The organism is Mycobacterium leprae TN, from assembly GCF_000195855.1.
In the GTDB taxonomy this organism is placed as follows: domain Bacteria; phylum Actinomycetota; class Actinomycetes; order Mycobacteriales; family Mycobacteriaceae; genus Mycobacterium; species Mycobacterium leprae.
In genome coordinates this window covers 515148-540188 of sequence record NC_002677.1, presented here as the reverse complement: position 1 = coordinate 540188, position 25041 = coordinate 515148, and the positions used below count along the sequence as shown (strand labels likewise).

Below are 25041 nucleotides of genomic sequence, written 5' to 3'. Positions count from 1 at the left end.
AATCACCTCTGTGCGAGAGTCATGCGCATCGCCTGCACAACGACGTTATCGTGCTGGTTGCGCGCGGTGCGTTCAAAGGTGACGACACCCGAACTGGGCCGGCTCTTCGCTGGTACATACCGTCTCCGCATACAGGGTGTCGCCATGAAAGACAGTTTTGGGGAACGACAACTCGGAAAAGCCGAGTTCGGCCACGACGATGACCGGCGTCAGTTACGCAACCGACAAGCACAACCAGCGTCGAGGAGGGTGAACATCAAGTGCACTAGCTGCTTAACCCCGAAAAACTGGCTGCCCACACTGTGTCAAGATATGGCGACTGGGTGCTAATCGTCAGCATAGTAAACAGCACGTTGTCAGCTTCGGTGATTGTGCATCCAGGTCGGTACAAATTAAAATCATACCAATCTCTAACTCCTCTAACCACAAGTCCCGCTGAACAACTGACTTGTTCCTTTGCTCCTGAGCAGTCATCGCAGTCCCAGCGATCACGTTATGAGTATCAGCTGTACCTCAATGATGCCCTAACCAATCTCGAGCACCTTGCTGTATAGGTAATCACGGACTACTCATATACTCAATGCATTAAACCGCAGCCGCCGTAGATCGAGGTTGCGTCACGGGCGTTGTCCATCGCCGCCTCCTTCTTGAACGGCTTAGCTGTCAACATCTTTGCAACAGCATCGTAGTACGCGGTACGCACAACGTGCGCACATGACTCTAATCCGCGCAATCTTGAAGCTGATCGCCTGGCAAGAGCCGACCAGCTGGCCGAACAACTGCAGCTTATCGGCATATTTGATGCTCTCGTCGACGCACCCCTGCGCCACCCTAGTAGCCAATACAACGATTGCTATGCGACCCTCATCCAGGATGAACAGGAAGTTCGTACACCCACTCCTGCTCGGGCCCAGCAGATTCCCCTCTGGTACCCGCACGTAGACGAATGTCATTTGTGGGTATACAAGGCCGTTTCAGAGTCAACCGTGTTGTAGACCGGCCCGTGATGAACCCTTTTGTGCTGCTTGGCACGAAGATCGTCGAATTCTCTTTGTGGCCGTACACGCGGGTTCCGGTGACCGCGGTGACCGGAACCAGCAAGGTGATGTCGGTGCCAAAGTTGGTGATGAACTGCTTGGCGCCGTTGATCACCCACTCACCATTTTCGAGACGGGATGTGGTGCGGGTGCCACCAGCGTCCGAGCCGGACCCTGGTTCGGTGAGCCTGACGCTGGCCAACTCCCAAATCGGGCAGCCAAGTACTTTTTTGCTCTTCTATACCGAACCGGTAGATCGATACGGCCACCAGATTTGTCCTCGCTTACAGCGTTATCGCCACCGACTAATCAACTTTGCCGAGCTCCTCGAGCGTCACCGCCAGTGCGAAATAACCGCCACCCAGGCGGCCATACCCCTCGGGAAACGACAACCCGATCAGTCCCATCTCATCCATCTTGGCGACATCATCGTACGGAAAGCGTTGCTCCTCCTTGTGTTTAGTTGACACCGAAGCTACCACAGTTCGCACAAAATAGGTCACTGTGTCGCGATGATGCTGGTATTACTTTGGCCATGCCCCTGCCGTGATGGTGTCAACATGATCCTCTAATCCTTGCTCTCTGTGGGCTCTTCAGAGATCGGGATTAACCTCGCCAGCACCGGCTCGACAGTCATCTGCTAGCCGACGGATACCAACACCTCAATGTGACACGAAATAGGCCCGAAAAGGCAGTTCTCCATCTTCATTCGCATTACACCACCACTTCATTCCTTCAGAAAACTCGGCTCCAGAGGTGGCCTGCACAGTGATCGCGTTGCGCGGGTATAGGGCTGATAACCTTGTCCTGCCTCGTACCTATCGCAAGGTTAACCTTGTTCTCCTCCGCCTCGCGCAGAGCAGATACCACGTTCTCTACTCGCCGACAATCTACAAATACAGGTCGGCTCCCGGTCAACGATACTCCAGATACAGCCCGCCCGGTGTCACGTGAAGCTGCACTCGAACGAATTGCATAACCGAGGAAATAATTTCTCCATCGCCGACCTGTACCGCGGTGGCCTCAGCAAGCCTGCACAACAGTGCCTGAAGGTTCAAGCACATCCAGCACCCAATCGGTCGGAAGAAATCCCCGTCCGAGATTCTCAGCGTACACGCGTGCTTCGATAGCGTAGCTGTTCAACGTAACGTCGTCCTACGCGAACAGCAACTTCTCATCGGCCGCCAAAAGGAGTTTCCAATCTACGAATTCCAGCCCGGTAACCGCCTCATTAACAGGATGTTCTACCTGTAGGAGGATATGCATCTCCATGAAGAAGAACTCTTGCACGCGACCGGCCGAAACGATGAACTCCACCGTGCCAGCGCCAACATAGTCGACACTGCCAGTGGATATCACAGGCCACCACACCGATCTGCGCTCGCGGGTGGCGTGGGTCCACAGCAGCCGAAACGGAGCCGCCTCTAAGACTTTTTGGTAGCGTCGTTGCAGGCTGCACCTACGTTAATCGAGATGCACCAAGCTGGCGTGGATGGCGGCCAACACCTGAACCTAGATGTGCCTGGTCTGTAACATGAATCTTTCCAGGAACAGTGTGTTCGTCGCCAAACGAAGACGCTGTTCCCACCGAGCGCTCAACAACGCTTCGGGTATCAGCGACGGATTCGCCACCAGCAGCATGCCCTTGCCCCCGCCGCCCGCGGATGGCTTAAGAAACACCGGGTAGCAAACTCTATCGGCGGTGCCGGCCAGTTCGTTGTCCGCGTGCCCGGGCCAAGCCACCCCGGGTACCACCGACGCCTCGGAAGCGGCGACCGCGTTCTTGGCGACGATCTTGTCCCCCATCACCTCGATGGAGCGCTCCGCTAGTACAACGAAAATCACCCCGGATCATTAGCAAATGACGACGAAAGCGTCCTTCTCCAAAAGGAATCCCTAGCCAGAGTGGACCTCCCGGGATCCGGAGCGCACCGCGGCCTCAATCACCCGATCGACGTCGAGGTAGCTTTCCTGCGCTGCAGGAGGTCCTAAACGCACCGCGGCGTCAACCTCGAGCATGTGTCGAGCTCGGACATCGGTATCATCTACGGATACAGCAATCGACCGAATATCCAACCGACACATCGCAGATCATTCGGACGGCAATCTCGCCACAGCTGGCCACTAATACGGTGCCAAACATCGGCATCACACCCGTAATACGCTACAGCAGAACAGTTCCATCGGCACGTGGAAAACACCAAAGACCAATACCTCAAATGTTCTGGTGTAAGCCGTGTCAATGATGCCATTATACTACAGGCGGGCGGGTTAAGTAACATGGGTTGCCCTAGTCCTCGTACTGCGCACGAACAGGAGCCTTAACGACTTTTCCCTCGTAGGTTGGCCAGGGTGCACCGGCCGACGCAAGTTGCTCGCCGCGCCCAGTCCCCAGCACAAACACGGTATGCTCGCCACCCATCACCGAGATCCGAGCATTCGGCCACATCCACAAAAATGCGGCGAGTACACCCGTCCGCACATCGAGTAGCTGCCTACACCATAGGATCCACCACGATAACGACGGTCGTCTTGGGAACCCAAGTACAGACCACAGCAGTCACCATTTTGACACCACGCTTGGCGATGACACCAGCCTTACAGTCCCAGCCGATCATGAAACCTGGGATGTTTTGCAAAAGCAGTAGCGGGATCTTGCTTTTGTCGCACAACTCGATTAAGCGCGCTCCCTCGAGGACAAATTCGCTGAACAGCACCCCGTTGTTGGCGATGATTCCGACCGGGTGGCCGTGGATACGCGGGAAGGCAGTCACAACGTCTTACCTTATTAGGCTTCGAATTCCCTGAATTCGAAGCGGCCGACCAGGAGCACGATCACCCCTCGCGCACATCGTAAGGCACCCGTGGATCGAAGGGACGACTTCATACAGTTCTGTCGGTTCATGCTTAGGGTCGTCAGGAACAGCTTACCTCCCATTGAGGAAGGTAGCACGGGACGAAGGTGGCCGGGATGGCATGCACAATCCGCAGCGCTTCCTCATCGCCGTCGGCAGAGTGGTCAGTTACACCGAACACTGGCCGAATACAGGTCGTCTCCGACGAGCAGCTCGTCGGAGACGACCTAGCCGGTATCGGCTTTGACCAATGGCTGACTACCGAGAAAAATCGTATCCTGCTGACGAACGATGACCACCTCGTCACTCATCGCCGGCACGTAGGCACCGGCCGCTGTGCACGAATAGAGCACCGCAGCCACCTGCGGAATGCCTTGGAAGCGCTCATCGGCGCTTGGTTGTACAAGATTCCGGCCGAAGTGTGCATAGTACGGGAACACCTCGTCTTGGCGTGGCAGAATAGCGCCGCCGGAGTCCACCAAATAGCTGCACGACAGCCGACTCTGCAGCGCGACTTCCTGTGCACGCAGGTGCTTATTGACCATCATAGGATAATTAGGTGCCGACCTTGACCGTCATGTCGTTGGGCGACGACCACGCACTGGCACCCGAACACCCAGCCGTTACCGATATGATAATCGCCGCATCTGGGTACTCGTCTCCATTACATGCCGCCTGTGGCCAGCGAAGCCAATTCCAGCAACGGGCTACCCATATCCAACAGCCAGTGCACCCGTTCGCAGGGCAACAGCTTGCCACGTCTGATGTGATGTTCCCACGCATGTTCGTTGCCTACCAAGGCCGCAGCGGCAAGCTTGTCATTCAACTCCGCCACCAGTCAGCGGTGCTCGTCGGTGAACGACGACGCAGCGTCGGTTGTCACCGGGTCAACCAATCCGAAAGCCCCAGGGGCGGTTGATTCTTCGTGACAACCTCGTCGACCAGTACATTGGGTTGCGGTCTCAATCAGGTGCAAACCGTCGCCACAAACGTCTATGACCACGAGGTCGGTGATGGTGCGGTTCACGCAGCGCGCCCCAGTCAGGGGGCAAGGGGCATAGCGTGACGATCTTGGGAGTGTCGTTCTTGGCGGCTTACTCCAATCATCACAATACACTGTGCGGGCAACGTGCACCAGGTCCATCGTGCCGCCCATGCCCTTGACCATCTTACCCGAAATCATCCAGTTGACGAGGTCACCGATGGCCAAGACTTGCACAGCCGCAAGCACTGAGACGTCGATGTGTCCACCGCGAATGATCCCGAATTAAGACGAAGAAGAGAAGAACGAGGTCCCCGGCAAGGTGTAACCGTCGCTTTGCCCGCGTTGATCAAATCAGCGTCGACATCCTCGCGCCGAGAGTATGAGCCGACACCCACCCAGGAGCCCGTTCTACGCATGCAAGACGACGTGCACACCGTCGGGAAGGTGATTCGGAATCAGCATGGGCATCCCGATGTCGGGGTTGATCTATTAGCCGTCTTCGAACTCCGCGGACACCCAAGCAGGCATCTCGTCTCTGGTCCAGCTCATATGGAGCCGCTCCCCCTCATAGGTTAGCTCTGCATCGTTGTCGGCGCACTCATTTCCGCACCGTCTCCTTCTCAATCCACTTGACGAGATTGGGCACATGCACGTCCCGATACACGTAGATCCCTGGCGTGCGCAACGCAGCAGGGTCGATCTCGCTAGTCTCGACGAGGTGTTCGACCCCAGCAATGGTGATCCACAGCGCACTGGCACATTCCGGGTTGAAGTTGGCGGCGGACTCGCAGTACACCAAATTGCCGTGTCGGTAGTCCTTCCATGAGCGTACCAGTACAAAGTCAGTGTGGATTGCCCGCTCGAGAATATAAGTGGCACCGCCGAACTCACGAGTTTCCTTCACCAGCAACACCACTACGCCCGCCGATGCGTCTTAGTGGCATGGAAGCCCGCCATCGGCGATTGCAGTGCCAACACCGGCCTACGTATAGAAAGCCGGCTTCCGCATCCCACACAGGAACTGGCCGGCGAATTCCCGTTTTTCCCCACATACGACGAGGTGTTCCAGTTGATTCGCTTGTGCTGCAAAAGAAAACTTAAAACGACGTCGTCGACACCGCAGTCGTTCGACACCGTTTCCAAGGCACGGAAACCACTGTCGACCACTGCGGCAATGAGCACTTCAGGGATAACGCAAAGCCCGAATCCCCACCGCCAGCGACAACCCGTCGGTTATGTCCGTGACCGCCTACGCAGCGATAGCCACCACTTTGTCCATTACCGCAGAGCCTCCTAGCCATCGGGACGGTCCATGCAAAGTTTCAGTTAATGCTCAATTAACTGGGCCGGACGTACCATAACCTACGCGATGCGTCCAGCAATGTGGCAGTCAACCTAGACCACGCAGATCCTCAATTGCCTGTTGGCAAATCTCTGCCTTGCGGGCCTGGCCGGCAATAGCTATCGGGAACTCATCAACGATCCACAGATAGCACAGGATCTTGAACCTAGCAATTCTGTCCCCTGCAAACTGGCACAACGCCTCGATGGCCAAACCCCCGGGACTCTTGAGCGTAGCTTGATGCCCATTATCCTATTAGCTGCCTGCCGTAACTTTTAGTCAAGCACCCCTATGACCCTGGCAGCCGAGGATAACAGGATCCGTATAGAGGAACTCCTCGATCTCACGCGGCGAGATGTTCTCACAACCACGAACGACGATATCCTTGATCCGGCTGATGCTTTCGACGTACCCTCATGCGTCCACGGTAGCCACATCTCCGGTGTGCATCAGCTTGACCAGAGATGGCGATCTTACCATAATCCCGGCGCTTAGGCTGTCCAACTCGTAGGTGAGTGAACGCCGGCAGGCCCACATCGGTGATTAATATCTTCGGTACTCCATAATAGACTATAGCACACCGCTCGACCTGCACCGCCTGCAGAGTTGGGCCCGGTCAAAGCCGGAGTGCCGGGATCACCATGCAGGCGCCATGGCTAGATGGCCATAACCATGCCGAAGCAATACTAGAAGGGCACTAGGATACAGATCCGATCGAGCGCGGTGGACTCAAGAAACTTGCCCACCAGATAGCTATTATTGAAAATGTTGCGGTGACTCAACATGACAACTTTCGGATATCTGGTTTAGTGCCAGAAGCGCATTGGATGTTGATTGGAAGCTGTTTCGCAGCTTCGCCGCGATCTACGTAAACACAGTTAGGGTCGGCCTCCGCACCAGCCAGTTCATCCCAGCGATCAATGTCCGTGAACACGACGTAGGATAAGCCAAGGCAATACGGCGCCACCTCGGTCAGCGTCGTAGTGTAGTCCGAAGTCCTGCGATTGGAGGCGACGATCACCATCGCCAACTCGGATTGCGTTAGCACGTAATCCAATTCACGTATCCGATAGACAAGGTTTAGGTTAACCAGGATCGCGCTAATCTCGCCGGTCGCGTAGTGGACAAGCACCCACTCCCACCGGTTAGACGCCAAGATGCCGACCGATCACCCACCCGGATCCCCGCCCCGCACAAGCCCCGTTGCCAGTTGGCATACAGCGGCCAGCAGTTCTTCATAACACCGCCGTCGCCCCCACCCAGCGCATCCCGGTACGTGTATTGGCAGCCATATCTGCTAAGTCTGCGCCGATCTTCTTCTCTAGCAGCCGAAAACTTGCTCGGACCTCGGTCATAAATACAGTTTAAGTGGGGCCTGGGACGGCGAATCACAGTCCATGACTACTGCCACAATATCCCTTAAATAATAGCCAATAGCTCATGTTACAGTTTTAGTCACGGCTAGCCGAAGTGTACAGTGCAAGTTGCTACTAGAAGCTGTCAGGACAGGGTCGACACCCGACGATCAGCCCGGAACTCCCGAAACACCAAATCGTCGCAGACAGCTGAAGTCCTACTGACTCCTACAACTCTTGTTCGCCGCCGCATAGTTCTTCGCTGAACATGCTTTCCTCGCGGTTGCAGCTAGAAGACATCGGCGGCGGGGTCAGTGGCCCGGCTATCTGGCCGGGCCACTGACCCAACAAGAAATCGCTGCTAGACGGGGATCAACGCCCGACTGCTCGCCGGCGCTCGTAACGTGACGGCCCGCAGCGGAGATGAGAACGTGGCGCTGAACGGCCTCACCGATTTTCACCTCGACTTTGCACCGAGTGAACCCAACCTGATCCAGATTCACTGATCCATAGTCAAGACCGAGATCGTGCCTAACTGCCCACTACCGTCGAACGGCAGGTTCGTAAAGCACAACAAAATACCTGTGAGGTGTAGATGAGTGTACTATGCCAGCTGAACCCCAAGCGCGCCAAAGCCAACGCCCGGGTGGCGGCACACACGGTACTCGGCCTGTTGAACACAACGCAGCACAGCATGAAGTCCCTGGATAATTCGGCGTCATCAAGCCAGCCAACGCGGAACAGTTATGCGCCATCATGCGGGCAATGACCGTCGCCACGCTAACAACCGTAGATCAGTGCCAACGCGTAAACCGACTGAACCAGGTTCGGGTACAACCTCGATATCGGCGACAACGTCAGTAATAGCTTCCATACCTCGAAAACCAGACCCGGGTACTCTGCATCCCATGAGGTGGACATGAATAATCCACGGCGATCTGAGTGGCTAGGCCCCAGTCTAGCCGGGTCTGGGCCGATCGAGCCGCAAGTCCATCAATATCCGCCACTCACCGACCCGGCCTATGCCGAACAAGCGCCCTACGCGCCCGCGTACGGCGCTTCGCTTCCACCCTGGACGCCAAAAAAACCGCCCCAACAGTTGCCGCGATACTGGCAACAAGACCAACCCCCACCGACCGACATACCCCCAGAGGGACTGACTCTCCCACCACCGCACGAGCCGAAATCACCACACTGGTTTTTGTGGGTCGTAGCGGGCGCATCCGTTGTGCTGGTAGTCGGACTAGTCATGGCGCTAATAATCGCAAACGGCGCGATCAAAACACAGACGGCCGTACCACCGTTGCCCGCCATAACCGAGTCAAGTTCGGCCACCCCAACACCAACTACCAAGACGTCCCCCACACCCACCGCCGGGCCGGCGCCATCTACTACCGGCTCTGGCACGCTCACCCAGACTATCGGACCGTCCGCGATGCTGGACGTTGTCTATAGCATCACTGGCCAAGGCCGGGCCATTAGCGTCACGTACATGGATACCGGCGACGTCATACAAACCGAGTTCAACGTGGTGTTGCCATGGAGTAAGCAGGTCAGTCTGTCAAAGTCAGCCGTTCATCCGGCAAGCGTCACGATCGTCAACATCGGCCACGATGTCACATGCTCGGTCACGGTGGCCGGAGTTCAAATACGCCAGCACACCGGGGTAGGCCTGACGATCTGCGATGCTCCCCGCTAAGACGCCCTAGGTTTGACGAGCTAGCGACCCACTACACCTGGCCCCGCCGTGCTTGCGATCGCCACCAAGACAACCCGACCGCGGCCGCTTCGCGCCGCGTTGGAACGCGAACCATCAGCATTCCCAGCAGCCCTGCCAGCAGCACTACTGAGATACCTCCCAGACCGGCCCGGACGACGCCGAAGCCGTCGACAAATATAGAGAAAGACCACGGTGCCACGAACGACGCCGCCCGTCCCGTCATCGTGTAAAGGCCGAACGCCACGCCTTCCCTGCCGTGCTTCGCCATGTGCAATAACAGAGCGCGCGACGACGACTGCGAAGGTCCGATGAACAGACACAGCACCAATCCGCACACCCAGAAGGCGAGCGGGCCGGAGAGCGTCATCAAGGTCAGAGCCGTGACGATGATAGCAACCAGTGATCCCACGATGACTCGTTTGGATCCGATCCGGTGGTCGACAAACCCGCCGAGAACCGCCCCCACTGCAGCCACCAAGCTTGCCACCACACCGAACATCAACACATTGGCTTGTGAAATCCCGTAGGCGTTAACACCGAGCACAGCGCCGAAACCTAAAGTCGCCGCCAAACCGTCCCGGAAAAGTGCACTGGCCACCAGGAAGTAGACCAGGTTGCGGTCGCGTCGCCATTCCGCGGAGACCTCCGACCACAGCTTGCGGTAGCCACCCAGCATGCTCGTCGGATGAGACACCTCGCCCAACGAGGGCAGTCGGTGTGCCGTTAGCAGCAGCGGCAGAGCCAACAAAGCCAACCATGCCGCAGCCAGCAACATCGCCGCGCGTACGTAGATTCCGTCATGGGTGGGCAGCTGGAGCAGCCCGCGCAGCTCACCGGTTCCGGAAATAAAACCCAGGTAGATCAGTAGCAACAAAACGACGCTACCAACATATCCCGACGCCCAACCCAAGCCGGAAATCCGGCCGGCTGTCGCCGGCGTCGATAGCTGACGTAGCATTGCATTGTAAGGAACGCTGGCCAGGTCACCGCATGCAGCTGTTCCGGCCAGCAGCATCAATCCAGCCCAAAGGTAACTAGGTTGATCGCGGATAAAGCTCATCCCGCAGGTCAACGCTACCGCGAGGACAGTCAGCACACCCAGCGTCACCCGACGGCGATGTGGTGACTCCACCCATACACCGATGGCCGGCGCCAGCACCGCAATGGTTAACCCGGCAACGGCCCCCGCGCGACCCAGCCAACTCACCAGTGAGATACCGTCAGGCATACCTACACCAACACTGCTGGTCAGGTAGACGGAGAAGACGAAGGTTGCCACGATGGCGGTAAGACCAGTCGAACCGCAGTCCCACATCGCCCACGCCACAACCCAAGATCGCACCATGGTACCCGCGACCGACTCTGGCTGATTCATGCCCGGAACTTTACGGGGAGTGCACCCCACGGCGACCCCCGTTGCGCCCGACTCCGCCGCGCTTGCGATCGCTGTATGTCTACCATTGGCGCATGCCGATACCAGCACCCAGCCCCGAAGCGCGTGCCGTTGTGACCGGAGCTTCACAGAACATCGGCGAAGCGCTAGCCACCGAACTGGCCGCGCATGGACACAGCCTAATCGTGATCGCGCGGCGCGAAGACGTACTCGTCGACCTGGCAGCCCGTTTGGCCGACAAATATCGTGTCGCAGTCGAAGTGCGACCGGCAGATCTCACCGACCCGTCTGAACGAGTGAAACTGGCCGATGAATTGACCGTGCGGCCCATTTCGATCCTGTGCGCCAACGCAGGTACAGCAACTTTCGGTCCGGTCTCTGCACTCGACCCGGCAGGTGAAAAAGCTCAGGTCCAGCTGAATGCCGTAGCAGTGCACGACCTTACGTTAGCGGTACTGCCGGGCATGATCGAGCGCAAGGCCGGTGGGATATTGATTTCCGGCTCGGCTGCCGGCAATTCACCGATCCCCTACAACGCCACTTATGCTGCTACCAAGGCGTTCGCTAACACCTTCAGCGAATCGCTACGTGGGGAACTGCACGGCTCCGGCGTGCACGTCACGCTGCTGGCGCCAGGCCCGGTACGCACTGAACTTCCCGATCACGACGAAGCATCGCTCGTGGAAAAATTGGTACCCGATTTCCTTTGGATCTCGACAGAGCACACCGCGCGGCTTTCGCTGGATGCCTTGGAGCGCAACAAGATGCGCGTTGTCCCTGGGTTGACATCGAAAGCCATGTCAGTGGCCAGTAGGTACGCCCCACGCGCCATCGTAGCGTCGATTGTGGGCAACTTCTACAAGAAGCTCGGCGGCGGGTAGACGTTACTTGCGACGGCACTACCGGTAGTGTCGAACAGGGTGCGGATGAATTCGCGTATGGTCGGTCACGAAGGCACTCTTCCCGGTCGGGTACTTCAGAGTTTGTTCCCAAATGATCAGACCTTGCGGCTTAGTCGGCGCGGGCATGGGTAATACGTCGGTCTTGTCCGGCCAAGCTAGGAGGTCGCATTTCTCGGGCAGCGGCGTCTGTTGCGGAGGTTCTTGCGATTGGGGTATTGGAGAGTCCGGTCGCTGCTGGATCGTCTGACCGTATTTGGCCCGCAGAGAGTTGGATTTGACCGCGGTGGCAATCTCGTCGGTGCTGATGCCGCCCAGAAGCTACCTCGGCACCCACATGCGTGTACACGAGGCGGGTTTCGGTGGACTCTTCTCGGAAAGCATCGTTACAACGTGTCCCCACCTATATCCCAACGACGTTAACGCCGACTCCAATTTGGAGACATCGGTTTTCAGATAAGTGCACACGGTCTTGGACAACACCTTCTAGTCATCCGGGGTGAACGCTAGCAAGGCGTGCTAGACGCGAAAATCCAGCTGGGACAGCAGATCATTGGACAGATCCGTGGACAACTGAATGTAGAAGAAATACACTGAAACCTTTGGAGCGAATCAGCTTGCCAGTCAGTTCGACCTGTTCTAGGAATGCTTGCTAGACGTTGGTGAAAAGCAGGTTCGCTTCGTCTAAAAAGAACAGCCGCCTGGGCTTGTCCACGTCGCCGACGTCAGGCAGGACGATAAACAGGTCGGGTAGCATACACATCAGAAAGGTGGAGAAGATGACCGGACGCAACGATTGACCGCCGAACTCAAGATGCCGCGACCCTGTCATCGACGCACAGCAAATCCTGGGGGTCCAGCTTCGGCTCGTCGAAGATCGTCTCGCCGCCCTTGGCTTTAAGATTCACCAACGCCCGCAGGATGACGCCCACCGTGGTCGAAAACATCCCTGCCAGGGATTTAAGATAATCTGACCCTGGTCACTAGTCAGGTGGCTGATGGACCTACACAGATCATCAAAGATGACCAGTCTACAGTCCTTATACTTGGCCTAATGGAAAATTGGACCTAGCGTTGATTCTTGAGTAGCATTGAATCACAAAGCTATTGGCAGCAAAATCGGGCAGAAATTAACCATGGTCGCGTGCACCGTCACGCCAATTCCTTCGCCGCCCAGCGACAAAAACTCCACCGGGAAATCCGTTCGGTGCTCAGTTATCTCCGGTGTCCTTGGCCTGCAGAGCGGTCTTATCGTTGGCCTCCCCCCGCTCGAGCCAGACCGGACAAGTCACCCTTGACATAGGCCATCAGCACGGCCACACCCAAGGCGCTGAGCTGCTCGGCGATCAGTTGCAACGTCTTGATCTTGCCCGTTCCGGTCACACCGGCCACTAGACCGTGCCCACTGATCGTGGCCAGCGTAATGCGGACCTGTGCGGTAAAACTTGGCCTCCCCGTTGACAACGACAGTCCCAAGTCTAGGTCCTGGCCCGCGACAGCATAACCGTTCGCGATCCGCTTCGGACAGCTCGCCAGCCACTGGTTCGGTGCTCATCAAACCCCCTGCCCCCAGTAATTCCCCATTGCAGTACGACAAACCATCACACTACTTAACAGGGGAAGACCTAGGCAGGTCTCACATGCGCCTACTGTAGAGCGCTGTGCACGACGAATTAGTGTGGATTGACTGCGAGATGACTGGACTGGACCTGGGTTCGGATCAGTTGATCGAGATCGCAGCCCTAGTAACCGATGCCGATCTGAACATCCTCGGTGATGGAGTCGATGTCGTAATCCACATCGACAGCACCGCGCTCTCGTCAATGATTGACGTGGTCGCCGAGATGCACTCACGGTCAGGACTAATTAACGAGGTGGAGTCATCCATCGTCGACCTTGTGACCGCCGAGTCGATAGTACTCGATTACATCAACAACCACGTCAAGCAACCGAAGACGGCTCCACTGGCAGGCAATTCGATCGCCACTGATCGTTCATTCATCGCCCGTGACATGCCCACTCTGGACTCGTTCCTGCACTATCGGATGATAGACGTCAGCTCGATTAAAGAACTCTGCCGACGCTGGTACCCGCGCATTTACTTCGGCCAGCCGGCCAAGGGGCTCACTCATCGGGCACTAGCCGACATTCACGAATCCATCCGGGAGCTGAGATTCTACCGCCGCACTGCGTTTGTTCCCCCACCCGGACCTTCTACCAGAGAAATCGCGGAAGTAGTGGCTGATCTTTCCGGCACGCCCGCCACGCCAGGAGATATCGATTCAGCCTATGAGCGTCCGAACGGTTAATATCGACAGCGCCACTCGTTGACCCCTGCCAGGGTCGACCGGCGGCCATGGTGAGTGTAGTTCAGTTGGTAGAGCACCAGGTTGTGATCCTGGGTGTCGCGGGTTCGAGTCCCGTCACTCACCCCACAAGTCAGATCACGACGCGCAGCGTCAAATGTTGGCGTTCCCCGCCTTCCACTGCTCCCAGGGAATATTCCAGTCCCCGAGACCCTCAGCCCCGGGCAGGGTGTCTCCCACCGTGTTGACAACCTCGACGATGTCACCGCGCTTGACATGATCATAGAACCATTGCGCATTGCTCGGGCTCACGTTTAAACACCCGTGGCTGGTGTTAGTATGCCCCTGAGCACCCACCGACCACGGCGCGGAGTGCAAGAAAACGCCACTGTAGGACAGCTGCGTAGCCCAGTCAACATCGGCGCGATACCCGTTCGGCGAGTTGACGGGAACTCCGTAGGTCGACGAGTCCATGATGATGTGCTTGAACCGCGCGCCGACAATGTAGATACCGTTAGCTGTCGGAGTACTATCCTTGCCCATCGATGTTGGCATGATCTTGACTACTTCACCGTTGACGCGCACGGTCAACATCTTAGTGGCATCGTCAGCGGTCGCGAAGACCTCATCACCGATGGTGAAATGTGTCTTCACGTTGTCCTCGCCGAACATTCCTTCGCCCAAGTCAACACCGTAAGTATTGACCGCCACATCAACAGCCGTCCCAGACTTCCAAAAATGCTCAGGACGCCAACGTACTTCGCGGTTATTCAACCAGTAGAACGCACCCTCAACGGGCGGGTTGGCGGTGATGGTGATGGCCTTCTGGGCCGCGAGTCGGTTTGCTATGTTCTCGTCGAACCGGATCGCCACCGGCTCCCCAATGCCTACAATCTCGCCGTTGCCCGGATTGACGTAAGGCATCGTCAGGTGCGCGGGAGAACTAGTCTGGAAAGTCATCTGGCGGTTCACCACCCCACCTAGCCCGAGCGCCTTCGCGCTCAGCGTGTAGCACCTGTTGAAGCCTAACGGCTCGGTGGTCGACCAGCGCAGCCCGTCGGGGCTAAATTGACCATTAATCATCCTGCCGTTGTCGTTTATCATGGTGACCGCCGCTAGCACACCGTCAGCAACGGTCACCGTAACCGGCATATCCACATTGACACCGACTGCACCGTCAGTCACCGAAGCAGTAAGCTTCGGGACCAGCAGGTCGGCAAATGGTGTACCTTTATCACCGATAACGTTCACCGGTACGTTACCGCCGCCCCTGTTGCAGGCAACGCCGGGCATAACAACCGAAATCACCAGTAGCGTTAACAGCGCCCGCCACGCTTTGGGCTGAACCCGGCGGGTCGCAGTGCCCACATGCGGCATCCTTCTTTCACCTCCCCACACTCAATTCACAACAAAGCTGAACCTCTAGACTTGGCCAGTAGTTTAGGACCAGATAAACGGCTGCGCTGGAAAGCTCGCATCGAGTTCCGTGCCGAAATTTCACCCGAAGCGCAAAGCCTGTTAATGTTCCTTGTCTAGGACGATCTAGGCGCCGTTAGCTCAGTTGGTAGAGCAGCTGACTCTTAATCAGCGGGTCCGGGGTTCGAAACCCTGACGGCGCACCCTATATTTCGCGGTTGCCACCTGTCTGGCGCTTCAGCGATTCTTGACCTTGCGTACCACAACTATCACGGTCAAAACTGCACAACTTACCAGCGCGGCGATCACCGCCGGCCTTCTCCCAAACTCTACCACCCGGGCCTTGAGATCACCGGCGAGACGGCGGGGATTGGCACGCTCAGCAAGTGAGTCGACGGTCGCCGCGAACTGTTCACGGGCAACGTCAATCTCCAGCTTTATGGTGTCTGGATGCCGGTCCGCCACGTCTCTGTCCTCCAAGTCTGCCCTGTTAGCCTGCAAGCCACCCACCACCCAGCTGGTGCACCTGCTCGCACTACCCTAAATCAGCTGGCTGATTCCGACGATCGGCGTTAACCGAAAGGGAGGACCGTTGACCGAGACCACACGGCTGGCGCCCGGCGACCAAGCGCCCGCCTTCAGCTTGCCTGATGCCGATGGCAGGATAGTTTCGCTGGGAGACTATCGGGGACAGCGTGTCACCGTATATTTCTACCCGGCAGCCTTGACACCAGGATGCACTAAACAAGCATGTGATTTTCGAGACAATTTGCATGACCTCAACGATGCCGGGCTCGATGTCGTCGGGATCTCTCCTGACCCACTAACCAAGCTGGCCGAATTCCGTGACGCAGAGGCGTTGACGTTTCCGCTACTGTCCGACCACGACTGTAAGGTGCTGTCAGCTTGGGGCGCCTATGGCAAGAAGCAGATATACGGCAAGACCGTCCTGGGTGTTATCCGTTCCACATTTGTGGTCGATGAAAAAGGCAAAATTGTGCTCGCGCAGTACAACGTCAAAGCCACAGGCCATGTCGCCAAACTTCGGCGCGACTTGTCGCTCTTAGAGTGTTGTTGATGTTGGGTTTGGTTTGGGTGGTGTTGTGGTGGGCTGGTGGGGTGTGGGTGGTTGATCTGCGCTAGAAGGTTGCCGTATGTGCCGCCGACGGCCGGATCATCGATGCACTGTTCACTAACACGATACTGCTGCACCCGGCGGCATGCCTGCTTGCTGGCTGAGGGCCGGTCAACAAGCCGCCGACACCGATACCAGCGGCAGAAATGGTGCAAGGGATAACATCAGGTGCGAATAGTTATACCGTGCACGGGGACGTGCCTGTTCAGGTGCGGCCACATTGACCACGCCGACACCTCAAGGCCATGACATGCACACTAAAACGCCCCTACCCCGCGGCGCTAACAACTACCCTCACACCCACGCCTGCATCGATATCGCCTTCAGCACAGCCCAGGTGCCCAGCCCCTGGCATCATCAACATGTAGACCAAGCAGCACCCACCACCGACATGCTTACGTGCGCCGCGCTAATCGTGTCCACTGCGGCAAAGCACACGAAGCCTCATCGAAAGCAGGCAGTCAGCCACCCACCAACAAAAACCCCGCAACACAGCAACAAACGATTTAGTCAACACTGTCGAACATGCGAGCGCGTAGTGCGCGCTTCACCGCAGCCTGGCCCTCCAGCACCAGCCGGGTACCTGGTAGTCCGCGCACCGCTGAGGTCGGCGCCACACAGCATCACTAACGTGGAAGTCCACCTAGTCGAATGTCAACGGTCGCATCCGAAATTGCACAAACACCGAGCCCAGCAGTCTGCAATGCTGAAATAGGCTGTGCCAGCATATTGGCCGCTGAAAGTGCAAGTACGAAAGGCTGATGAGCGATGTTGCGCCTCGGCCAGGGTGGCGTAGCTGAAATTTCACTCGGTGAACACACCCCGTTCGGTGCGCAGCCGACTCAGATCATCATCGGTGAAATCACGTCCAGCAATTTCACAATAGGTTCACTGCTACAATGCGGTCAGCTGCCCACGGGCAACGTCGCCACCAGGGTCTGCATAGCGTATTTGCTCACTACTATCACCGCTTCAGTCGCCGACCGGCGATCCCTGGCATCGACATGGATCACTGGAATGTGTGCAGGAAGAGTCAGCGCTTGTCGCACCTCGCTAGCAGGATACCTTGGCGTGCCGCCAAATTCGTTTACGGCTATCGAAAAAGGCGGGTTGCGGTGCTCGAAGAAGTCAACCGCCACAAAGCGGTCCTACAGGCGGAGAAAATATACCAGTACCATCGCGCCGACGGCCCCGCGTACAAGGCCGTCCCACATGAACCAGAACCGGCGCTAATCTGAGCCGCAGAACAGTATAGAGCACCAGATCCCGATCCAGGGTGATGCGGCCGAAGTCCATCGCCACCGTCGTGGTCCGCTTGTGCGGGGTGACCTTGAACATGTCTACACCAACCGAGACGTCGGTGACCATCGCTTAGGTGCGCGAGGCATGATTTCCGAAACCGCACCGATTAACGTGGTCTTACTAACCCTGAACCCGCCCACGATGACGATCTTCGTCGAGGCCCGTAGGGCCAAGCTGTCGAAGTGCTTTAAGGCCACGTAGTGGCCTTTTCCTATGAACTCGGCTGGTTGGATGTCCATCACGGTTCAGGGGTGTGCCATGTCCGATGATAATGCAGATCGCATTGCGGTCCGAGGTGAGTGATCGAACTCTGAGCAGCGGAAGGACTGGACGACACCACCCAATCCGTTCGACCAGGACGACCATACTCATGGCCGATCTGATCGGTATCGTACGGACGTCGCAGCAAGCATCGCCAGATGAGAGCCAGCACTAACACGCATCAATAACAGATAATAGTAGTAATTTTGCATCTCGACCACGAATTGCAGCACCTGCCCACCTTTCAAACAGCTGCGCCACACCGGTCGGAAGGCTGGCCAGCCTGGACGCGACCGCAGCCAACCGATCGGCTTGTTCACGCGGTAGATGCTCACTGACAACGACCGGCAGCCAATCGACGAACACCAGCAAAACATGCGCCACCCTGGAACTTCGCGGATAAACTTCGACACCAACCAGTCCAGCGAGTTGTTCAAACGAGCCATCATTGCTGATCGGGTACTTAACCGGTTTCGAGCCTGTTCTCGAGGGCATACAACCGGTCCGCTGCACGGACTATCGAAGTGGCTGCTGATAGACACTCATACCATTCGCCGGGTCGCGGCCGTTCGCAACCCCGGGGACCCTGCTGGACGGGACGATTTCCCTCAGAACATCCCGCAACCGCACCAGGCAGCAGTCGCACCCTGGGTTGGTGCACCGTTAGACCGTGGTCGGTGCGCTACTCGACCCGGCTTGGCCTCGGCGGCTAACAACCAGCCGCAGTCCCATACCGATTGCCAAACCAGGTCGGGGTGTTAGGCCAACTAGTGCGGATCACTCGACATCTCTGACAGCATCCGCTGTTAGAACACGTCACCATAGGCTGGGGCTAATGATCTCAGCGACCGCGCCGGTGATGACGACGCAAAGAATACTGAGGCTTCTGATGCCGCTCCCGGCCTGGAGCTTGCGTAGGAGCCTGTGGCAAACGCGGGCTTTGGCCTGTTGCGGTGCCCTGCTTCCCACCAAGGAGTGGCTAGTGCACGTCGAGGCCGGTGCGCCCCCCGCTGACGGCTGGGCAGGGGGTCGGTGATGCCGCTGAAACCCGGATTGCGGTGCAGCAACAACGTCACCGGCGGTGCGTAAGCTGCAAGTCCGCTGTAGTGTGAAGTGTCGAACACTGCGGAGCGCTCTTCGGCGTGCTGTCCAGCAGCCAAAAGTTCTTCAGAACCAGCAACGCACCCGGGTTCCTGGTGCCCCCGCTGCAGTCGGCCTCGCCTTAGTGACTAGCACGGCCAGCGGTTGGTACACTTCCGCAGTCGTGCCCGGATTCTTCTCATCACCCGCGATGACCGCGCAACCCGACCTGGACACCGTGCCGGGCAGCCACCCAACCACGAAAAAGCCCATATGCCGTGCTTGTCGGAGCTGACCTCACTGCCGGCTTGCAACCACATGTTGGCGATGTGTAAATAAACGTTTTGTATTTCCAAAGCCGGGGTGGCTACTCGTACCAGAACAGCACCGTCGTCACCGCGGGCCGCTGGCACCCAAACCAATGTCGTTGGCGGCGAATAACGCAGCGCGTTGTTGATCAACTCGGCAAACAGGTGGATAACTCTGCCGGCGGCCCGCGCCGATCACTGTGCAGTCGGGAACTACCTCGGTTTTGACACAGCGATAATCCCTAACCTCGAAGATGGCGGCATTGACCACCGCCGAAAGCAGACACCGGCTCGCGCAGGTCACACGAAAGCTGTGCACCGGCTAGGACCAACGAGGTGGCGTTGTTACAACGCAACCGAACAAGGCCAAGTGAATCCAGCCGGAAAAAGGCTGTTAAGCCGCTCTGGATCCTGTTCGTTACGTTCCAACTGATCAATGAGCGACAGCTGCTGGTCGACCAGTGAACGGCTGCGCCGCGACATAGTCTCTAAACATACCGTTGACTAACAAGCGCAACCGTACCTCATTGACTTGCGAACTTCAGAACCTGCGTGTGCGGTATTTGCACGGTGTGCGCTACCTAGACGATTTCTTCGGTGGTGTGCACCGTCAGCGGCTCCAGGACCGGCTAGGTGCCATATAGGACCTGAGTGATCCCGCTCTTCAGACCAGTGTAAACGACTTGCAGCACCCAGTCACGCACAGCGGTCGGATCCGCAAGCGTGGCCACCAGCAACACGATGCCCAACGCGATCACGATAGCGGCCGACACTATATACCGGTGTCGTGGATCGCGGCGTCACGCCGAGCGGCAACCTGGCCCTCAACCAACTTAGTCACCGAGGTGGTGGCGTCCTTAACTATTTGCTCAGCAATCCCGCTGGTGATCTCTATCGAGCGCAGCAACTCTAGCTTGTCGACAAGCACGCTGGCCGGATTAGACAGGATCGCCACCCGAGTCACCAATTGCTGTTGCAACGCCTTGACTTCGGACGAACCGACGCCGAACACCTTGTTCATCCGGAACAGCGTCGACGGTTCGGTGCCGGACCAGGTGATCATCGAGGTACGCAATTCCGGCTCGAGAATCTCTGCGCCGCGGGGAATCAGGATCTCCTGCACCGTCATCTACCCGCGAGCCCCACCTGCCCGGCTTAAGTCCTGCACCCTTACCTGCTCACTGTCGATGCACACCAACGCGTTTATCACGTGCTCGGCGGTCACAAGAGTGGCACGTACGTTGTCACCTGGTCCCGCAAACTGACGCTGTTGGACAGCACCTTGTCCACTAACGCCTGACCACCGTTCGACAAAGCACTCGCCCCCGATCGAACATCGAGGATCACGTAGGTACTCGGCCAGCCATGTCTGCAGCTCATACTTGCGGGCCTCACAGTTCTTTTTCACTCCCTCCACATCATGTCCAGTGGAACTCGCCAGTAACGCGACATCAAGTGCCGACACGTATTTTCCTGATCGCCGGTATTATGTCAGTGTGGGCAGCGGACAGCTGTAGACCACATCGAGTCGGCCACCGCACTCCACCCAGACTAATCCGCCGAAGGCAGTCGCCGGAAGCAACGGCACCGCACAGTCGCCACGACTTTCCACCGGACCGGCTGAGGACAGCGAGGTGCTGAGTTTGCCCACCCCAACCGCAGTGGTCGGGTGGGAAAATATAAATATAGCCATCTGGCTGCCGACAAGCGACCGGCCGTGGCACCGATTACTGGCACTCGGAGAAACCAGAGAGGGCGGGATTTTCTGCTGTATTCGACCCCCGCGCCACGCAGATAAGCGCGAGCGGGAAAACGCCTGGCAATTCAACAAGTATGACGGCTCGCGGCCTATGTAACCAGTTTCCGGTACAATGATACGCAAGCCTCACACAAAACCACGCGTAATGATCAGCAAGATGTTCCGATTGCTGTTTTATACCCCGCGCATTCCGCCAAACACGGGCAACGCCATCCGGACCGCGGCAGTCACCGGCTGCGCACTACATCTGGTCGAGCCGATTGGCTTCGACCTGTCCAACCCCAAACTTCGACGGGCCGGGCTAGACTATCACGACCTGGCTTCGGTCACCGTCCACACCTCACTATCTGAAGCATGGAACGCGCTATCGCCGGCGCGGGTCTTTGCGTTCAGCACCCTCGCGAACACCTTGTTCACCGACGTCAGCTACCAGGCCGGCGACGTGCTGATGTTCGGCCCCGAACCGACCGGACTAGACGCGGCAACCCTGGCCGACGACCATATCACTCAGCAGGTGCGCATTCCCATGCTGTCGGGCCGGCGTTCATTGAACCTGTCCAACGCCGCGGCGGTAGCAGTGTACGAAGCGTGGCGACAACACGGGTATGCCGGGTTGGTCTAAAGCCTGCCCTCACCTCGCGGAGTGAAGCGCCGGCGGCGACCATGGTACCTCTAGCAGCGACAAAGCAGGAGGAACCAGCACTGGTAACACTGACAGCTCAAACGACAGCCCCGGCATCCACAGCTGATCGGGCCCGGTTACCAGATGTCCCAGTGCGTGACGTTCTCGGCGGGCAGCCGGTTGGCCGGCCGGAAGTCGGTTCCTTTGGTGTAGGCGATGGGAAACAGCCCGCCCTGGCTGTACTTGTCGGAAGGAATGCCTAGTACCTCGGCCGCCCGCTGCTCACCGTCGCCAAGCAAGTGCAAGCTGGTCCAGCACGTGCCCAGTCCTCGGGAGCGAAGCGCTAGGCAGAAGCTCCAGACCGCTGGAAACAACGATGCCCAGTACGACACAGCGCCCAACGGCGACTCTTCCGCCCGACCCAATAGGCACGGGATCAACAGAACCGGCACCTCGTGCATATGCTCGGCGAGATAAGTCGCGGAATCGCGCACCAGCCTCATCCGTTCACCACGCGTGTCGCCTTCAGGGTATTCAGGTGCGGGCTGGCTTAGGTAGCACCGGGCATTGACCAGGTAGATGTCACCGATAGCCTTGCGCTTTTCGGCGTCCTCGACGAACACCCAATGCCAGCCCTGCGAATTGGAACCGGTCGGTGCCTGCAACGCTAGCTGTAGGCATTCCATCAACACGTCGCGAGGCACAGGTTTGTCGAAGTCGAGCCGTTTGCGCACTGAACGGGTAGTGGTAAGAACTTCGTCAACAGACAAGTTTAGATTCACCAGGGAAGACTACCGTTGCCAAACCAAAGCAACCCGTGCCGCGGCTGATTGTGGTTCTACTTCGACATAGCCAACCTGGCGGTGTACTATAAGTATTCCCCACACCGCGGGCGTGGGAGTCCGCCCATAACATCATGAAGCCGCATCCCATGGTGGACCTGAAAGTTAGATTGTAACTAATGGCGATGGCAGAGGCATTATCGCGTCGATAATACCACCACAGTGGTGATCACCGACGTCGAATGCCATAAGGACGAATCCTATTGGACGAAGTACCGCGAGGACATCGCGAAGTTCGGCTTGACCGAGGTTATGGCTGAATACAGCACCCGGCCCAACCAAGGTGTGGGTCGACGTACATTAACCCAGCCGCGAGCGCACGTATCTGTACACGACACGCAGGGGATTGCCGGCATTCTTCATACGCTCGGCGAAGGTTCCGCGGAAACCTCGCGACTTCGAGCCGACCGTCAAGCTTATGCGGGCCATATGCTCGGCCACGACAGTGTATTGCGCTGCTGGCATTTTGTACCTAACCGCGAATCAGCAGCACTGGCGCCGTGTGCACCACAGCTTACGATGTCGCCTTCACCCTCCCGGACGTACCGAGCACGTTGACCACCCCGGCCTCATCCTCGAGGTTAATAGACGAGACGTCACCCCTTGGGCCGTCGCCGATGGGTCACCGCACCGGCGATGAACACGCGGCAGCCGTCGAACATCACTCTTAGCGCGTCGGCGGGCAACACCCCCATCGCATCTAAATTAAGTCTGCCCGCAAGGGTTGTGTCGAATAACTATCCGGAGAGATGCCGGTGACCCACACATCGGCGACAGCCAGCTCCAACTCGCTCATCCCCGGCAACACCGGAATATGTGACGACTCCCCCCCACGCCAGGCAGCCTGTTCGCCCGTTGACTAGCGACCACCCCGGCCGCCTACAGCGTTTCCTGCCAGGACATCCCAAAGTAAGCTCAGCGCTTCGGTCTGCGGCACGCTCAACTGCAGTCGTGCAACCAAGTCCAGCAGAGAAAAGAACGGGACGTTGCTTTGTCGTTCTTCTACCAGCTTTTCGGCGAGATCGTCGCCGATCTAACGAACCGCTCCCAGATCGAGGCAAACTTCCACACAAGTGTTCTCTAGGGTGGCGTGCGAGAAACTGACATTGACACACGAGCCGTGCACCACCACGCCGTGCCGGCGCACATCGGCCACCAGTGACTGCGATGAATAGAAACCCATCGGCTATTGCACATAGTATAGCGCGGCGCAAAACGCCGCCGGGTCGTGGCAGCTTGAACCAAGGTTGAGTACAACACCAGGCACGTAAAGGACAGCACAAGACTTGCGGGAAAGCCGAAACTGACGATACCTCCAGCTTTTCGTAGGTTCGGTCGATTAACCTCGTCGGTGGCGCCGTGCAGCCTGCACACGCCGTCGTAGAACCGACCACCCAGCCCGCCCATGTGTTCGACTCGAACAACAGCTTATTGGCCACCGGGTCGACAGCGGTGACGCCAAGAGCATAGCGAACCTCGGACTTGGCCGCCGATCCCCTGCTCTGACACAAGATGTTGTTTTCCCGGCAAAACCCGTATGGTAATCTCCACTGCCAGGAAGAAACCCGAAAATCTCACTTCCACAATAGCTTGCAGCTCATGTTGAATCGGGCGTATGCCTGCCGCGCCCGCTCAGGCGGTCCGTATCGGTCACCCTTTTCTTCCATGACCAACTTGCCGCAGTCAGCCCGAACGCACACACTGTTCGGCGACGGCAGTCACTACCTCAGGCGGTTGAGCGAACCGCCGAGCTAGCTTCATCACCGGACCGCAGAGGGCGAGCCGCCTCAGCGGAGCCAACCAGCCCGCAGCAGAATCCAGGGGCTGCCGGGTGTGGATAGCAGCCATAGTCAGCCGTGCGCGCGAAGGATGAGCTAAATGCGCTTCGGTGGTGGCAACGACGTCGACCCCGAAAAGCGGGGCGAGGGCGACCCCCTAGCACCGCGTTGCGTTCGTCGTCGGCCAGGTGACCGTAGATGGGTCAGCCCAACGCTTACCCGGCCGGCGGTGAACCGGGTCCACTAGTTCGGCAAACTCCAATCCCGCTGCGTCTACACCATCATCGGAAAAACGCTTGGTGTACATGGTTCTTTCCAACACCCCATAAAGATGTGCCAGTACCCACCTACTGACTCGGTCAGCGCATCAAAGCCGTAGAGGAGTTTACCCTTCTCTCCGCAGGCCGCATACGCCGCTGCCAGCTGTCGCAATAATCCTCGGTCACCTTCCGGGCCACGGGCTATAAAACCAGCAAGTGCGACCCGGGCGGGTCCGGCTTTTCGGTGCAGACCCCGGAATACAGCGACAATTCGGCGCCGAACACGGTACACACGCCGCACTCGGGCGGACACCTCGGCGAAACTTACTGCACCGTACAAGCCGCCGTGGTGGGTCAGCACCAACGGGCGCAGACCCAAAACCGCG

General features: G+C 57.8%; 22 protein-coding genes, 2 tRNA genes and 10 pseudogenes. 8 read left to right on the top strand and 26 right to left on the bottom strand.

What is annotated here, in order from left to right; translation table 11 throughout:
• Positions 1-2: 2 nt before the first annotated feature.
• The 11 genes and pseudogenes from ML_RS02165 to ML_RS14180 form a co-directional block, all read right to left on the bottom strand.
• Positions 3-474: pseudogene (locus ML_RS02165) on the bottom strand (MaoC family dehydratase).
• Between the two features lie 50 nt (positions 475-524).
• Positions 525-1540: pseudogene (locus ML_RS02160) on the bottom strand (acyl-CoA dehydrogenase family protein).
• A 652-nt stretch (positions 1541-2192) separates the two neighbouring features.
• A pseudogene (locus ML_RS18505) lies at positions 2193-2843 on the bottom strand (ATP-binding protein).
• Between the two features lie 90 nt (positions 2844-2933).
• Positions 2934-3122, bottom strand: coding sequence for a biotin carboxylase N-terminal domain-containing protein (locus ML_RS18500; protein WP_231846687.1), 189 nt, complete (start codon positions 3120-3122; stop codon positions 2934-2936).
• A 205-nt stretch (positions 3123-3327) separates the two neighbouring features.
• Positions 3328-3519, bottom strand: coding sequence for a hypothetical protein (locus tag ML_RS18495; protein ID WP_414085511.1), 192 nt, complete (start codon positions 3517-3519; stop codon positions 3328-3330).
• A gap of 13 nt (positions 3520-3532) precedes the next feature.
• On the bottom strand, positions 3533-3811 hold the full coding sequence (locus ML_RS18490) for a carboxyl transferase domain-containing protein (RefSeq protein WP_414085510.1): 279 nt from the start codon (positions 3809-3811) through the stop codon (positions 3533-3535).
• Positions 3812-4119: 308 nt separating this feature from the next.
• Complete coding sequence (locus ML_RS18485; protein ID WP_414085509.1) at positions 4120-4437, bottom strand: carboxyl transferase domain-containing protein; 318 nt, start codon at positions 4435-4437, stop codon at positions 4120-4122.
• A 119-nt stretch (positions 4438-4556) separates the two neighbouring features.
• Positions 4557-4727 (bottom strand): hypothetical protein, encoded by a 171-nt coding sequence (locus ML_RS18480; RefSeq protein WP_414085508.1) that lies wholly within the window; start codon positions 4725-4727, stop codon positions 4557-4559.
• 3 nt (positions 4728-4730) lie between these two features.
• The gene (locus ML_RS18475) at positions 4731-5111 is read right to left on the bottom strand and encodes a sugar phosphate isomerase family (RefSeq protein ID WP_414085547.1); all 381 of its coding nucleotides are present in this window, start codon (positions 5109-5111) and stop codon (positions 4731-4733) included.
• Between the two features lie 364 nt (positions 5112-5475).
• A pseudogene (locus tag ML_RS02145) lies at positions 5476-6114 on the bottom strand (CoA transferase subunit A).
• Positions 6115-6997: 883 nt separating this feature from the next.
• Positions 6998-7375 (bottom strand): AMP-binding protein, encoded by a 378-nt coding sequence (locus ML_RS14180; RefSeq protein WP_197714407.1) that lies wholly within the window; start codon positions 7373-7375, stop codon positions 6998-7000.
• Between the two features lie 328 nt (positions 7376-7703).
• On the opposite strand from ML_RS14180, the pseudogene ML_RS14945 reads away from it, so the two are divergent.
• Positions 7704-8375: pseudogene (locus ML_RS14945) on the top strand (hypothetical protein); the annotation flags it as partial.
• Positions 8376-8493: 118 nt separating this feature from the next.
• Positions 8494-9273, top strand: coding sequence for an MmpS family transport accessory protein (locus ML_RS02135; protein ID WP_010907725.1), 780 nt, complete (start codon positions 8494-8496; stop codon positions 9271-9273).
• Between the two features lie 31 nt (positions 9274-9304).
• Here the strand turns inward: ML_RS02135 and ML_RS02130 are convergent, their stop codons facing one another.
• On the bottom strand, positions 9305-10669 hold the full coding sequence (locus ML_RS02130; protein ID WP_010907724.1) for an MFS transporter: 1365 nt from the start codon (positions 10667-10669) through the stop codon (positions 9305-9307).
• A 92-nt stretch (positions 10670-10761) separates the two neighbouring features.
• On the opposite strand from ML_RS02130, the gene cmrA reads away from it, so the two are divergent.
• Positions 10762-11568 carry a mycolate reductase gene (cmrA, locus tag ML_RS02125; protein ID WP_010907723.1) on the top strand — a complete coding sequence of 269 codons (807 nt, stop codon included), beginning with the start codon at positions 10762-10764 and terminating at the stop codon, positions 11566-11568.
• Here cmrA and ML_RS02120 read toward each other — a convergent pair.
• A pseudogene (locus ML_RS02120) lies at positions 11544-13122 on the bottom strand (helicase HerA-like domain-containing protein). The gene cmrA and the pseudogene ML_RS02120 overlap by 25 nt on opposite strands.
• Before the next feature lie 125 nt (positions 13123-13247).
• On the opposite strand from ML_RS02120, the gene orn reads away from it, so the two are divergent.
• Both orn and ML_RS02110 read left to right on the top strand, forming a co-directional pair.
• A complete protein-coding gene (gene orn / locus ML_RS02115) occupies positions 13248-13895 on the top strand; it encodes an oligoribonuclease (protein ID WP_010907722.1) in 648 nt (215 codons plus the stop codon).
• Between the two features lie 50 nt (positions 13896-13945).
• A tRNA-His gene (locus tag ML_RS02110) sits at positions 13946-14021 on the top strand.
• 24 nt (positions 14022-14045) lie between these two features.
• Here ML_RS02110 and ML_RS02105 read toward each other — a convergent pair.
• Positions 14046-15269, bottom strand: a complete 1224-nt coding sequence (locus ML_RS02105; protein WP_111480971.1) for a L,D-transpeptidase — start codon at positions 15267-15269, stop codon at positions 14046-14048.
• A gap of 169 nt (positions 15270-15438) precedes the next feature.
• Here ML_RS02105 and ML_RS02100 point away from each other — a divergent pair.
• Positions 15439-15511 (top strand) — tRNA-Lys (locus ML_RS02100).
• A 34-nt stretch (positions 15512-15545) separates the two neighbouring features.
• Here ML_RS02100 and ML_RS02095 read toward each other — a convergent pair.
• Positions 15546-15773 carry a DUF3618 domain-containing protein gene (locus tag ML_RS02095; protein ID WP_010907720.1) on the bottom strand — a complete coding sequence of 76 codons (228 nt, stop codon included), beginning with the start codon at positions 15771-15773 and terminating at the stop codon, positions 15546-15548.
• Between the two features lie 127 nt (positions 15774-15900).
• Here ML_RS02095 and bcp point away from each other — a divergent pair, with 127 nt between their 5' ends.
• On the top strand, positions 15901-16386 hold the full coding sequence (gene bcp, locus ML_RS02090; protein WP_010907719.1) for a thioredoxin-dependent thiol peroxidase: 486 nt from the start codon (positions 15901-15903) through the stop codon (positions 16384-16386).
• A 642-nt stretch (positions 16387-17028) separates the two neighbouring features.
• Here the strand turns inward: bcp and ML_RS14940 are convergent.
• The 8 genes and pseudogenes from ML_RS14940 to ML_RS02055 all read right to left on the bottom strand — a co-directional run.
• A pseudogene (locus tag ML_RS14940) lies at positions 17029-17319 on the bottom strand (pentapeptide repeat-containing protein); the annotation flags it as partial.
• Positions 17320-17348: 29 nt separating this feature from the next.
• A pseudogene (locus ML_RS02080) lies at positions 17349-17942 on the bottom strand (GTP-binding protein).
• Between the two features lie 48 nt (positions 17943-17990).
• Positions 17991-18455, bottom strand: a pseudogene (locus ML_RS14935) (roadblock/LC7 domain-containing protein).
• Between the two features lie 357 nt (positions 18456-18812).
• The gene (locus ML_RS02075; protein WP_145985168.1) at positions 18813-19166 is read right to left on the bottom strand and encodes a hypothetical protein; all 354 of its coding nucleotides are present in this window, start codon (positions 19164-19166) and stop codon (positions 18813-18815) included.
• A gap of 313 nt (positions 19167-19479) precedes the next feature.
• Positions 19480-19698 carry a hypothetical protein gene (locus ML_RS02070; RefSeq protein WP_049769656.1) on the bottom strand — a complete coding sequence of 73 codons (219 nt, stop codon included), beginning with the start codon at positions 19696-19698 and terminating at the stop codon, positions 19480-19482.
• 325 nt (positions 19699-20023) lie between these two features.
• Complete coding sequence (locus ML_RS02065) at positions 20024-20167, bottom strand: hypothetical protein (protein ID WP_156511920.1); 144 nt, start codon at positions 20165-20167, stop codon at positions 20024-20026.
• Positions 20167-20523 carry a hypothetical protein gene (locus ML_RS02060; RefSeq protein ID WP_049769655.1) on the bottom strand — a complete coding sequence of 119 codons (357 nt, stop codon included), beginning with the start codon at positions 20521-20523 and terminating at the stop codon, positions 20167-20169. Before ML_RS02060 ends, ML_RS02065 begins: the two co-directional genes overlap by 1 nt.
• Positions 20524-20859 carry a hypothetical protein gene (locus ML_RS02055; protein WP_049769654.1) on the bottom strand — a complete coding sequence of 112 codons (336 nt, stop codon included), beginning with the start codon at positions 20857-20859 and terminating at the stop codon, positions 20524-20526. It abuts the gene before it with no gap.
• 451 nt (positions 20860-21310) lie between these two features.
• On the opposite strand from ML_RS02055, the gene ML_RS02050 reads away from it, so the two are divergent.
• The gene (locus ML_RS02050; RefSeq protein ID WP_041323681.1) at positions 21311-21775 is read left to right on the top strand and encodes a tRNA (cytidine(34)-2'-O)-methyltransferase; all 465 of its coding nucleotides are present in this window, start codon (positions 21311-21313) and stop codon (positions 21773-21775) included.
• Between the two features lie 137 nt (positions 21776-21912).
• On the opposite strand, the gene ML_RS02045 is transcribed toward ML_RS02050, so the two are convergent.
• The 3 genes and pseudogenes from ML_RS02045 to ML_RS18465 form a co-directional block, all read right to left on the bottom strand.
• Positions 21913-22557 carry a nitroreductase family protein gene (locus tag ML_RS02045; protein ID WP_041322404.1) on the bottom strand — a complete coding sequence of 215 codons (645 nt, stop codon included), beginning with the start codon at positions 22555-22557 and terminating at the stop codon, positions 21913-21915.
• A gap of 441 nt (positions 22558-22998) precedes the next feature.
• Positions 22999-24030 (bottom strand): annotated as a pseudogene (locus tag ML_RS18470) (helix-hairpin-helix domain-containing protein); the annotation flags it as partial.
• A gap of 638 nt (positions 24031-24668) precedes the next feature.
• Positions 24669-25034 carry a hypothetical protein gene (locus ML_RS18465; RefSeq protein ID WP_049769651.1) on the bottom strand — a complete coding sequence of 122 codons (366 nt, stop codon included), beginning with the start codon at positions 25032-25034 and terminating at the stop codon, positions 24669-24671.
• Between the last annotated feature and the right edge of the window lie 7 nt (positions 25035-25041).